Genomic DNA, 12,426 nt, shown 5'->3' with positions numbered 1-12,426 from the left:
AGATAAGAAGAAGGTATGCGATGAGTTTGATTCTTTCCATGGCGGCGTTTGCCCTGGTCGCCTCCATTACACCTGGCCCGGTCAATATCGTCGCCCTCAGCTCCGGGGCGCGGTACGGGTTTCGTGCGACGTTGCGCCATGTGGGCGGTGCAACCCTGGGGTTCGTCTTGCTGCTGGTGCTGATGGGGCTGGGGTTGCATGAAGTGTTGCAGCGCTGGCCTGGCCTCACACGGGTGGTGCAACTGGGCGGCGTGGGGTTTCTGTTGTTCATGGCCTGGAAACTGGCGATGGACAGCGGGCACCTGGGTGGCGAGGACGAGGGGCGGGCGCCTTCGATGTTCTATGGCGCGTTGATGCAATGGCTCAACCCCAAGGCGTGGCTGGCCTGCGTGGCCGGAATGGGGGCATTCGTGGCCGATGGTGAGGCGCGGCTGGTGTGGCAGTTTGCGGCGATCTACCTGGTGATCTGCTACGTCTCGGTGGGCTGCTGGGCCTACGCCGGGAGTTTCCTGCGCACCTGGCTGGGTAATCCGGCGACCATGCGCCTGTTCAATCGGACGATGGCGGTGTTGTTGGTGGCCAGTGCGGTGTATCTGCTGTTGCCTTGAGCTGAAGTGGCGGCAACCCTGGTTTTTGAGAAGGAAGAGCTGTTGTGGCGAGGGCCCCCGGTTCAAACAATGTGGTGGTGCGGTATCAGCCTCGATATTGCCCGGGCGTGGCCGCCAGGTGTTGCTTGAAGGCACGCTGGAAATGCGCCTGGTCGGCAAACCCGCTGTCCAGCGCTACGTCGGCGATCAGCTTGCCTTCGCGCAATTGGCGCCGGGCAAACTGGATTCGGCGGTTGACCAGGAAGGCGTGGGGCGTCATCCCGTAATGGCGCTTGAAGGCTCGGCTCAGGTAGGACGGCGACAGTTGCGCGGCGGTGCAGATGTCTTCGAGCTTCAAGGCTTCACTGCAATGGTCGTGGATAAACTGCGCCGCACGCATCAGGCCCGGATGGCTGCCACGATCCGGGCGACCGGCAGGGTTGAGCCGTTGTTGCAGGTCAATGAAAAACGCCTCGGCGGCGGCGTGCTTGTCGCCAGCGTCGAGTTGCTCGTCTACCAATTGCCCATACAGTTTTTCCAGCGCGGTAAACAGTTCCACGTCGCGGCTGTGCGTGGTGGCGAAGCCCTGGAAATCCAGGCTTTCGTCAAAGCCGATACGGCGCTGCAAGTCCCTGAGCCACTGGGTGTCGACGTACAGCATCACGTAGGACCACGGCTGATCGTCGATCGGGTTGCACGCGTGGACGTCGCCCGGGTTCATCAGCACCACCGTGCCACTTTCCACCTGGAATTTCGATCGTTCGTGAAGGTAGGTGCTGCGCCCAGCGGTGATCGCACCGATGGAAAAGTGGTCATGGGAATGGCGCGAATAGCAGACCTTGCGCCCATCGCCGATGGCCCGGGCTTCGATGAAGGGCAGGGCCGCGTCGCGCCAGAAGCGTGGGGCGTCGTCATGGGGGGCGTGCTTCATCGGTCAGCGTCCTCGTCTTGAACCTGAGTGGCAGTGTATTAGTCCTGACCGGCAAATGCCCGTCGGATTTAGCCCGTTCGGTTTGAAGGGTTGGGGTCCTGGGCTAGACTTCATGAAGTCCTGCCAATGGAGTTTCCGATGCTTGCGCCACGCAAACCGGACGACGAAGCCGATCGCCTCAAGAATCTGCACTCGCTCAAGCTGCTGGATACCGCACCCGAAGAGCGGTTTGACCGCCTGACCCGTCTTGCCCGACGCCTGTTTGACGTGCCCATCGCGCTGGTGTCCCTGGTGGACGCCAACCGGCAATGGTTCAAGTCCAGCGCCGGCCTGGACGCCAGCGAAACCCCGCGGGAGATTTCCTTCTGTGGGCATGCGATTTTGCAGGATCAGATCCTGGAGATCTGCGACGCGGAACAGGACGAACGCTTCCACGATAACCCACTGGTCACGGACAAGCCTGGCATTCGCTTCTATGCGGGACATCCGCTGGGGTTGGAGGACGGCAGCAAGCTTGGCACGTTGTGCCTGCTCGACACCCGGCCGCGCAAGCTCAATGACGAAGAGCGCGAATTGCTGCGCGACTTGGCCCGCATGGCCGAACAGGAAATGGTCGCGGTGCAGATGGCGAGCATGGACGAGCTCACGCTGTTATCCAATCGACGTGGCTTCAGGACGTTGGCCCAGCATGCCTTGAATGTGTGTGATCGTTTGTCGCGACCGGCGACGCTGCTGTTCTTCGATCTCAATGACTTCAAGCCGATCAACGACCGTTATGGGCACGCCGAGGGCGACAACGCGCTGAAAACCTTCGCCGATGTGCTGCGTATCGCCTTTCGCGAAAGTGATGTGATCGGCCGCCTCGGCGGCGACGAATTCGTGGCGTTGCTCACCGGTTCTTCCCATGTCGAGATAGCGGCAATCATGGCGCGGCTCAAGGAAATCCTCGATGAGCGCAATGCGATGTTGCAGCGTGGCTATGACATTCGTTTCAGTGTCGGCCAGATCGAGTACGACCCCCAGCGTCATCAGTCGATCGACACGCTACTGGCGGACGCGGATGCGGCGATGTACACGCAGAAACAGGCGTTACGCAGCTAGTACAAGCCAACCCCCAGATCCAATGTGGGAGCGAGCTTGCTCGCGAAGGCGTAGGCACAGTCAATATCAATGCCAGCAGACCCACCGCCATCGCGAGCAAGCTGAACTGGTCAAGTAAATCCGGACACCAGTTACGGTGTTTATGCTGCTTTTTGCTCCATGGCTATTGGCGATAGGTAGTCGTTGTAGCTGTGGAGCCTGGTGCGGTTGTAGTACATGAAGAAGCGCACCATATCGGTTTGTGCTTCCTCGCTCGTGCTGTAACCGTTGCGAGGGACCCATTCTGACTTCAGGGTGCCGAAAAAACGTTCTGTTGGAGCATTGTCCCAGCACTGCCCGCGATGACTCATGCTTTGCAAAATGCCATTGCGCATCAACTCTTCTTGAAACTTGCGGCTGGTGTACTGACAGCCCTGATCCGAATGAAACATCAATCCAGGTGGGCATGTTCGAAGCTCTATCGCCATGCGTAACGCCTTGCTGACCAGGTTGGCGTCATTGATCAGCGAAAATGCCCAACCAATGACCCGGCGAGCAAACAAGTCGATAACGATGGCCAGATGAACCCAGCGTTTACCCACCATCAAGCTTGTAACGTCGCCACACCAGACCTGATTGACCACGGTCGGCTTGAAATTACGCTTGAGCAGATTGGGTGCGACAAATGCTTCAACTCCTTTGGACCTGAATGGGTGAGGCTGGCGTTGTTTACTGACAATGTTGGCTTCCCTCATCAGTGTTCTAACAAGGCTTCTGCCGACCGCTATGTTTTGGGCCTTCAGATGCTTGCTGATCGTTCTGGACCCCATGGCTTCCCGGCTTTCGCTGTGCAGTTCAACCACCTTCCCCTTGAGTTCTTCGCGCTCGATCTTAGGCCGCGAGAGCCGCTGTAGCCACTCGTAAAAGCTGCTGCGCTTCACATCGAAAACGCGACACAGGATGGCGGTCGGGAATGACTCTCTTAGCTCCGCGATCATCGAAAACGATCGGGATCCGACATCAAGAGAGCGGTAGCCTTTTTTAAGATTTCGGCTTCCATTTCCATGCGTTTGATCTTGGCTTTCAGATCCTGAATCTGCCGTTGATCCTCAGTAATGGCCTTGGTGCCTTGAACTGGCTGACCTTTTTGTTCCTTGCGAACCTGGTCCACCCACCGTCGTAACGCGGTAGCACTGATGTCCAGCGATGCGCAGACTTCCTGTACTGAACAGTTGTCATCAATCACCATGCTGGCCGCACGATGTTTGAACTCGCGGGAAAAGACTCTTCTTTCTTTCATGGAACCTCCAAATTGGCGAAATCATATCGCCCTTAAGAGGTGTCCGGAATTATTAGGCCAGTTCAAGCTCGCTCCCACAGGGGATCTATGTTGGTCGAAAAACCGAGGCTCAGCACAATCAATGTGGGAGCGAGCTTGCTCGCGAAGGCGTAGGCACAGTCAATATCAATGCCAGCAGACCCACCGCTTTCGCGAGCAAGCTCGCTCCCACAAGGGATTTGTAGTGAGAGCATAAAAAAAACGCCGCTTGGCCTTTCCAGGGCAAGCGGCGTTTTTGCTGCAACGTGAAGATTACTCTTCGATGTTGCCCATGGCGGTGGTGTTGAAGCCGCCGTCCACGTACATGATTTCACCGCTGATGCCCGACGCCAGGTCCGAGCACAGGAAGGCGCCGGCGTTGCCGACTTCTTCGATGGTGACGTTGCGACGCAGCGGGGTTTGCGCTTCGTTGGCGGCCAGCATCTTGCGGAAGTTCTTGATGCCGGAAGCAGCGAGGGTGCGGATCGGACCTGCCGAGACGCAGTTGACGCGGGTGCCGTCCGGGCCCAGGGAACCGGCCAGGTAACGGACGCCGGCTTCCAGGGAGGCCTTGGCCATGCCCATGACGTTGTAGTTCGGCATGGTGCGCTCGGCGCCCAGGTACGACAGGGTCAGCAGGCTGCCGTTGCGGCCTTTCATCATTTCGCGACCGGCCTTGGCCAGGGCCACGAAGCTGTAGGCGCTGATGTCGTGGGCAATGCGGAAACCTTCACGGGTGGTGGCTTCGGTGAAGTCGCCGTCCAGTTGGTCGCCCGGGGCGAAGCCCACGGAGTGCACGATGCAGTCCAGGCCGTCCCACTTCTTGCTCAGTTCTTCGAAGACCTTGGCGATTTCTTCATCGCTGGCCACGTCGCACGGGAAGCACAGCTCAGGGCTCGAACCCCAGCCTTGTGCGAACTCTTCGACACGACCCTTGAGCTTGTCGTTCTGATAAGTGAAGGCAAGCTCAGCGCCCTCGCGATGCATGGCGGCGGCGATGCCGGATGCGATGGACAGCTTGCTGGCGACACCGACGATCAGTACGCGCTTACCGGCGAGAAAACCCATGTGTTGCTCCTCTTTCAGGTTATTCGGCAGTTGTTGGGGCCAGGAAGGCGGCCTCCAGCAACTGCTGTGTATAGGGGTGCTGCGGCGCGGCGAATATGCTGCGGGCATCACCTTGTTCGACCACTTGGCCATGCTTGACCACCATCAACTGGTGGCTCAGCGCTTTGACGACAGCCAGGTCATGGCTGATAAACAGGTACGTCAGGTTGTACTTGGTTTGCAACGACCGCAACAGCTCCACCACTTGGCGTTGCACGGTACGGTCCAGGGCCGACGTCGGTTCATCCAACAGAATCAACGCCGGCTTGAGCACCAGGGCCCGGGCAATGGCGATACGCTGCCGTTGCCCTCCGGAAAATTCATGGGGGTAGCGGTTCCGGGTTTCCGGGTCCAGGCCTACCTCCTTCAATGCCGCGATTATCGCTTGTTCCTGTTCGGCTTCGGTGCCGATCTTGTGGATCCGCAGGCCTTCGCCGACGATCTGGCTCACACACATCCGTGGGCTCAGGCTGCCAAATGGGTCCTGAAACACCACCTGCATCTCCCGGCGTAGCGGCCGGACTTGTTGCTGCGTCAGGCTGTCCAGCTGCTTGCCTTCGAAGCGGATCCCGCCCTGGCTGCCGATCAACCGCAGGATTGCCAGCCCCAGGGTGGATTTGCCGGAACCGCTTTCGCCGACGATGCCCAGGGTCTGGCCCTGGGGCAGGCTGAAGCGGATACCGTCCACGGCCTTGATGTAGTCTACCGTGCGTTTGAATAGGCCTTTCTTGATCGGGAACCAGACTTTCAGGTCCTCGACCTGCAACAGCGGCGGGCCGACGACGTTGCTCGCCGGGGTGCCGCTGGGTTCAGCGCCCAGCAGTTCCCGAGTGTACGGATGCTGCGGTGCGCGGAACAACTCTTCGCACGATGCCTGTTCGACGATGCAACCGCGCTGCATGACACATACGCGATGCGCAATTCTTCGCACCAGGTTCAAATCGTGGCTGATCAGCAGCAGCGACATGCCCAATCGTGCCTGCAATTCCTTGAGCAATTGGAGGATTTTCAGCTGGACGGTGACGTCCAGCGCGGTGGTCGGCTCGTCGGCGATCAGCAGTTCCGGCTCGTTGGCCAAGGCCATGGCGATCATCACCCGCTGGCGCTGGCCGCCGGACAGCTCGTGGGGCAGGGCCTTGAGGCGCTTGTGGGGCTCGGGAATGCCGACCAGCTCCAGCAACTCAAGGGTCCTGCGGGTCGCGACCTTGCCGCTCAGGCCCTTATGGATGCCGAGCACTTCATTGATCTGTTTTTCAATGGAGTGCAGCGGGTTGAGGGACGTCATCGGTTCCTGGAAGATCATCGCGATCCGGTTGCCGCGGATATGACGGATGGTTTTTTCCTTCAAACCCAGCAAATTCTGGCCGGCGTACTGGATGGTCCCGGTGGGGTGATGGGCCAGCGGGTAGGGCAGCAACCGCAGGATCGAATGGGCGGTGACCGATTTGCCCGAGCCGCTTTCACCCACCAGGGCCAGGGTTTCGCCGCGCTTGATATCGAAGCTGACCCCCTCGACCACGCGCTGGCGGCGTTCGCCGACAATGAACTCTACTGCCAGGTCACGCACTTCGATCAGGTTGTCCTGGTTCATTTCACTTCCTCGGATCGAAGGCATCGCGAGCGGACTCGCCGATGAACACCAACAGGCTCAACATCAGGGCCAGCACGGCGAACGCGCTGATGCCCAACCATGGCGCCTGGAGGTTGGATTTGCCCTGGGCCACCAGCTCACCCAGGGACGGCGCGCCGGGCGGCAGGCCAAAGCCGAGGAAATCCAGGGCGGTGAGGGTGCCGATGGCGCCGGTGAGGATGAACGGCATGAAGGTCATGGTCGAGACCATGGCGTTGGGCAGGATGTGGCGGAACATGATCGCGCCGTTCTGCATGCCCAGCGCCCGGGCGGCGCGCACGTATTCCAGGTTGCGCCCGCGCAGGAATTCGGCACGGACCACATCCACCAGGCTCATCCAGGAAAACAGCAACATGATGCCCAGCAGCCACCAGAAATTGGGCTGGACGAAACTGGCCAGGATGATCAGCAGGTACAGCACCGGCAACCCGGACCAGATTTCCAGGAAGCGTTGGCCGGCCAGGTCCACCCAGCCGCCATAGAAGCCCTGCAGGGCGCCGGCGATCACGCCGATGATCGAGCTGAGCACGGTCAGCGTCAGGGCAAACAGGACCGAGATGCGGAAGCCGTAGATGACCCGGGCCAGGACATCGCGACCCTGGTCGTCAGTGCCCAGCCAGTTCACGGAAGAGGGCGGCGCCGGGGCCGGGACCTTCAGGTCGTAGTTGATGCTCTGGTAGCTGAACGGAATCGGTGCCCACAGCACCCATGCGTCCTTGGCCGCCAGCAGTTCGCGGATGTAGGGGCTCTTGTAGTTGGCTTCCAGCGGGAACTCGCCGCCGAACGTGGTTTCCGGGTAGCGCTTGAGGGCCGGGAAGTACCAGCCGTCGTCGTAATGCACCACCAGCGGCTTGTCGTTGGCGATCAACTCGGCGCCCAGGCTCAGCCCGAACAGGATCAGGAACAGCCACAGCGACCACCAGCCTCGCTTGTTGGCCTTGAACAACTCGAAGCGACGGCGATTGAGAGGGGACAGGTTCATCTCAATGCTCCCGGCTTTCGAAGTCGATGCGCGGATCGACAAAGGTGTAGGTCAAATCGCCGATCAGCTTCACCACCAGCCCCAGCAAGGTGAAGATGAACAGGGTGCCGAACACCACCGGATAGTCGCGGTTGATCGCCGCTTCGAAACTCATCAGGCCCAGGCCGTCGAGGGAGAAGATCACTTCCACCAGCAGGGAGCCGGTAAAGAAAATCCCGATGAATGCCGAAGGGAAACCGGCGATCACCAGCAGCATGGCGTTGCGGAATACATGGCCGTAGAGCACCCGATGGCGGGTCAGGCCCTTGGCCTTGGCGGTGACCACGTATTGCTTGTTGATTTCGTCGAGGAAGCTGTTCTTGGTCAGCAGGGTCATGGTGGCGAAGTTGCCGATCACCAGGGCGGTCACGGGCAAGGCCAGGTGCCAGAAGTAATCGAGGATCTTGCCGCCCATGCTCAATTCGTCGAAGTTGTTGGAGGTCAGCCCACGCAAGGGGAACCAGTCGAAATAGCTGCCGCCGGCAAACACCACGATCAGCAGGATGGCGAACAGGAATGACGGGATCGCGTAGCCGACGATGATGGCCGAGCTGGTCCAGACGTCGAAATGGCTGCCGTGCCGCGTGGCCTTGGCGATCCCCAGCGGGATCGACACCAGGTACATGATCAGCGTGCTCCACAACCCGAGGGAGATGGACACCGGCATCTTTTCCTTGATCAGGTCGATAACCTTGGCGTCGCGGAAGAAACTGTCGCCGAAGTCCAGGTGGGCGTAGTTCTTGATCATGATCCACAGGCGTTCGGGCGCCGACTTGTCGAAGCCGTACATACGCTCGATTTCCTTGACCAGCCCCGGGTCCAGGCCCTGCGCGCCGCGGTAGGAGGAGCCTGCCACGGACACTTCGGCACCGCCGCCGGCAATGCGGCTGGTGGCGCCCTCGAAACCCTCGAGCTTGGCGATCATCTGTTCCACCGGCCCGCCGGGTGCGGCCTGGATGATGACGAAGTTGATCAGCAGAATGCCGAACAGGGTCGGGATGATCAGCAGCAGTCGCCGAAAAATATAAGCCAGCATTTCGTTACTCCACGCTCGCAGGGGCGGCGATTTGCTGCTCGATGACCTGCTTCTCTACTTCATCGGCCGGCTTGACCTCTGGCTTGACCCACCAGGTGGTGGTGCCGATGTCATAGGTCGGCGTGATTTTCGGATGGCCGATGTGGTTCCAGTAGGCCACGCGCCAGGTCTTGATGTGCCAGTTCGGGATCACGTAGTAGCCCCACTGCAAAACCCGGTCCAGCGCCCGGGCATGGGCCACCAGGCTCTTGCGCGAATCGGCGTTGATCAGCTGTTCCACCAACTGGTCCACGGCCGGGTCCTTGAGGCCCATGGTGTTGCGGCTACCGGGTTTGTCGGCGGCGGCCGACATCCAGAACTCGCGCTGTTCATTACCCGGTGAGCTGGATTGCGGGAAGCTGCCCACCACCAGGTCAAAGTCCCGGGAGCGTACGCGGTTGACGAATTGGGAGACGTCGACCCGACGGATGATCAGCTCGATGCCCAGGTCGCTCAGGTTACGTTTGAACGGCAGCAGTATCCGCTCGAACTCGGTCTGGGCCAGCAGGAACTCCAGCACCACCGGTTTGCCCTGGGCGTCGACCATCTTGTCGTCGACGATGCGCCAGCCGGCCTCTTGCAGCAATTGGTAGGCCTTGCGCTGCTGGTCGCGGATCATGCCGCTGCCGTCGCACATCGACGGCTGGAAGGCGTCGGTGAAGACCTGTTCGGGAATCTTGCCGCGCAGGGGCTCGAGGATCTTCAACTCGTCTTCGCCGGGCAGGCCGGTGGCGGCCATTTCCGAATTCTCGAAATAGCTGCGGGTGCGGGCGTAGGCACCGTTGAACAGCTGCTTGTTGGTCCACTCGAAGTCCAGCAGCAGGCTCAAGGCCTTGCGCACCCGTACGTCCTGGAAGATCGGCCGGCGCAGGTTGTAGACAAAGCCTTGCATGCCGGTGGGGTTGCCGTTGGGGATCTGTTCCTTGATCAACCGGCCTTCGGTCACGGCCGGGATGTTGTAGGCGTTGGCCCAGTTCTTGGCGGTCATTTCCAGCCAGAAATCGAACTGCCCGGCTTTCAGGGCCTCGACCGCGACGGTGTTGTCGCGGTAGTAGTCGGTAGCCAGTACGTCGAAATTATAGAAGCCGCGATTGACCGGCAGGTCCTTGCCCCAGTAGTCCTTCACCCGCTCATAGCGGATCGAACGTCCGGCCTTCACTTCAGCGACTTTGTAGGGGCCGCTGCCCAGCGGGATCTCCAGGTTGCCCTTGCTGAAGTCGCGCTCGGCCCACCAGTGTTTTGGCAATACTGGCAGTTGGCCGAGGATCAACGGCAGTTCACGATTATTGGTGTGCTTGAATTTGAACAAAACCTTGAGCGGGTCTTCGGCGATGACGTCGGCGACGTCGTTGTAATAGCCGCGAAACATCGGCGCGCCGTCCTTGGTCAGGGTCTGGAAGCTGAAGACCACATCCTCTGCGCGTACCGGGTGACCGTCGTTGAAGCGGGCTTCGGGACGCAGGTAGAAACGCACCCAGCCATTGTCCGGGGCTTTCTCGATTTTTTCGGCGATCAGGCCATATTCGGTGAACGGTTCGTCCAGGCCCTGTTTGGCCAGGGTGTCGTAGATCAGGCCGATGTCATCGGCCGGCACGCCTTTGCTGATGAACGGGTTGAGGCTGTCGAAGCCCCCAAAACCGCCCTGGCGGAAGATTCCGCCTTTGGGCGCGTCCGGGTTGACGTAGTCGAAATGCTTGAAGTTGGCCGGGTACTTCGGCGGCTCGTTGTACAAGGTCACGGCATGCTGCGGCGCGGCACAGGCCAGCCCGGCGAATAACAGGCTGCTGGCCTGCAGGAGCAGGGCGCGTAAAGGCTTCATTGATCTTTCTCCGAAGATTTCAGCCACCATGCGCTCAGGCCCAGGGTGTAGGGCGGCGTGGTGACGAAGGCGAACCGGTTGCGGTACGCCAGGCGATGATAATTGAGATACCAGTTGGGAATGCAGTAGTGCTGCCACAGCAGCACGCGATCCAGGGCCTTGCCGGCGGCGACCTGTTCGTCGCGGGTCTGGGCGGCGAGCAGCTTTTCCAGCAGATGGTCGACCACTGGGTTGGCGATTCCGGAGTAGTTCTTGCTGCCCTTGACCCCGACCTGGCTGGAGTGGAAGTACTGCCATTGCTCGAGGCCCGGGCTGAGGGTCTGGTTCAAGGTCAGCAGGATCATGTCGAAGTCGAACTGGTCCAGGCGCTGCTTGTACTGGGCACGGTCCACCGTGCGCAGCCGGGCCTGGATGCCGATGCTGGCGAGGTTCTCGACGTAGGGTTGCAGGATGCGCTCCAGGTTCGGGTTCACCAGCAGGATTTCGAAGCTCAGGGGCTGGCTGTCGGCGTTCAGCAGGCGTTGGCCGTTGAGGCTCCAACCGGCTTCCTTCAATAACCCCAAGGCTTTGCGCAGGGTTTCCCGGGGAATGCCGCGACCGTCGGTCTTGGGCAAGCTGAAGGGGTCGGTGAGCAGTTTGGGCGGCAATTGTTCCCGGTACGGCTTGAGCAGCAGCCATTCATGGCCCACCGGCAGGCCGGTGGCGGAAAACTCGCTGTTGGGGTAATAACTGAGGGTGCGCTTGTAGGCGCCACTGAACAGGGTGCGGTTGGTCCACTCGAAATCGAACATCAGCCCCAGGGCTTCACGTACCTTGACCTCGGCAAACGTGCCGCGCCGGGTGTTCATGAACAGGCCTTGGGTCTGGGTCGGGATCTGGTGGGGAATCTGTGCCTTGATTATGTCGCCACGCTTGATCGCCGGAAAGTCATAGCCATTGGCCCAGTTCTTGGCCTGGTGTTCGATGTAGATATCGAACTCGCCAGCCTTGAAGGCTTCGAAGGCAACTTCGCTGTCACGATAGAACTCCACGTCCATGCGGTCGTAGTTGTACTTGCCGCGATTGACCGGCAGGTCCTTGCCCCAGTAATCCTTGACCCGTTCGAACACCAGCTGGCGGCCTGGTTGCACTTTGGTGATGCGATACGGCCCGCTGCCCAGGGGCGGTTCGAAGGTCGTCGCCTTGAAATCGCGGTCTTTCCAGTAATGCTGGGGCAACACCGGCAGTTCCCCCAGGCGCAGGATCAGCAGCGGATTGCCCGCGCGCTTGAAGACAAAGCGGATTCTCAGCGGATTGAGAATGTCGACCCGCAGCACCTCCTGCAGGTTGGTGCGGTATTGCGGATGGCCTTCCTTGAGCAGCGTCCTGTAGGAGAACGCCACGTCATAGGCGGTGATAGGCACGCCATCATGAAAGCGCGCTTCGGGGCGCAGGTTGAACACCACCCAGCTGCGGTCCTCGCTGTACTCCACCGACTGGGCGATCAGGCCATAGCTCGACGTCGGCTCATCACCGGACGGTGCGTACTGGCCTGTGCCGACCATCAGTGGTTCGTTCAGCTCATTGATGCCGTATTGCAGGAAATTGGGCGTGGAAACCGGGCTGCTGCCCTTGAACGTGTAGGGGTTGAGCGTATCGAAGGTGCCGAATGCCATGACTCGCAAGACACCACCCTTGGGCGCTTGCGGGTTGACCCAGTCGAAGTGGGTGAATCTGGCCGGGTACTTGAGCGTGCCGAACTGCGCATAGCCATGGCTTTCGCTGATGGCTGCGCTGGCGGGAGAGCTCAAGGCCAGGCTGATCAGGAGCAAGAGGAGGGGACGTATCAAGTCTGAGATCCGATCCAGGCGGCTTGGGC

11 protein-coding genes are annotated in these 12,426 nt (G+C 60.3%); 2 read left to right on the top strand and 9 right to left on the bottom strand.

Going from position 1 to position 12,426, the window contains the following annotated elements:
* The first annotated feature begins 20 nt into the window (after positions 1-20).
* Positions 21-608: a LysE family translocator gene (locus tag LOY50_RS16410; RefSeq protein WP_253475645.1), complete on the top strand. Its 588-nt coding sequence runs from the start codon at positions 21-23 to the stop codon at positions 606-608.
* Between the two features lie 85 nt (positions 609-693).
* Here LOY50_RS16410 and LOY50_RS16405 read toward each other — a convergent pair whose 3' ends face one another.
* Positions 694-1,518, bottom strand: coding sequence for an AraC family transcriptional regulator (locus LOY50_RS16405; protein WP_214512747.1), 825 nt, complete (start codon positions 1,516-1,518; stop codon positions 694-696).
* A 138-nt stretch (positions 1,519-1,656) separates the two neighbouring features.
* On the opposite strand from LOY50_RS16405, the gene LOY50_RS16400 reads away from it, so the two are divergent.
* Positions 1,657-2,619, top strand: coding sequence for a diguanylate cyclase (locus LOY50_RS16400; RefSeq protein ID WP_253475642.1), 963 nt, complete (start codon positions 1,657-1,659; stop codon positions 2,617-2,619).
* Between the two features lie 140 nt (positions 2,620-2,759).
* On the opposite strand, the gene LOY50_RS16395 is transcribed toward LOY50_RS16400, so the two are convergent.
* The 8 genes from LOY50_RS16395 to LOY50_RS16360 all read right to left on the bottom strand — a co-directional run bounded on the left by LOY50_RS16395 (position 2,760) and on the right by LOY50_RS16360 (position 12,397).
* Positions 2,760-3,596: an IS3 family transposase gene (locus tag LOY50_RS16395; RefSeq protein WP_258688422.1), complete on the bottom strand. Its 837-nt coding sequence runs from the start codon at positions 3,594-3,596 to the stop codon at positions 2,760-2,762.
* Positions 3,593-3,898 (bottom strand): transposase, encoded by a 306-nt coding sequence (locus LOY50_RS16390; protein WP_038858942.1) that lies wholly within the window; start codon positions 3,896-3,898, stop codon positions 3,593-3,595. Before LOY50_RS16390 ends, LOY50_RS16395 begins: the two co-directional genes overlap by 4 nt.
* Before the next feature lie 291 nt (positions 3,899-4,189).
* Complete coding sequence (gene fabI, locus LOY50_RS16385; protein WP_003202751.1) at positions 4,190-4,984, bottom strand: enoyl-ACP reductase FabI; 795 nt, start codon at positions 4,982-4,984, stop codon at positions 4,190-4,192.
* Between the two features lie 19 nt (positions 4,985-5,003).
* Complete coding sequence (locus tag LOY50_RS16380; protein WP_003202738.1) at positions 5,004-6,614, bottom strand: ABC transporter ATP-binding protein; 1,611 nt, start codon at positions 6,612-6,614, stop codon at positions 5,004-5,006.
* Position 6,615: 1 nt separating this feature from the next.
* A complete protein-coding gene (locus LOY50_RS16375; RefSeq protein ID WP_046062782.1) occupies positions 6,616-7,635 on the bottom strand; it encodes an ABC transporter permease in 1,020 nt (339 codons plus the stop codon).
* A 1-nt stretch (position 7,636) separates the two neighbouring features.
* Entirely contained in the window at positions 7,637-8,710 is a 1,074-nt protein-coding gene (locus LOY50_RS16370) for a microcin C ABC transporter permease YejB (RefSeq protein WP_092198160.1), read from the bottom strand.
* Between the two features lie 4 nt (positions 8,711-8,714).
* Positions 8,715-10,568, bottom strand: coding sequence for an extracellular solute-binding protein (locus LOY50_RS16365; protein ID WP_258688420.1), 1,854 nt, complete (start codon positions 10,566-10,568; stop codon positions 8,715-8,717).
* Entirely contained in the window at positions 10,565-12,397 is a 1,833-nt protein-coding gene (locus LOY50_RS16360) for an extracellular solute-binding protein (RefSeq protein ID WP_408980812.1), read from the bottom strand. The genes LOY50_RS16365 and LOY50_RS16360 overlap by 4 nt, the downstream gene beginning before the upstream one ends.
* Between the last annotated feature and the right edge of the window lie 29 nt (positions 12,398-12,426).

The sequence above is a fragment of the Pseudomonas sp. B21-010 genome (genome assembly GCF_024749325.1).
GTDB classification, from domain to species: domain Bacteria; phylum Pseudomonadota; class Gammaproteobacteria; order Pseudomonadales; family Pseudomonadaceae; genus Aquipseudomonas; species Aquipseudomonas kilonensis.
Note: the sequence above shows the minus strand (reverse complement) of the source record. Positions and strands in the feature narration are given on the sequence as shown.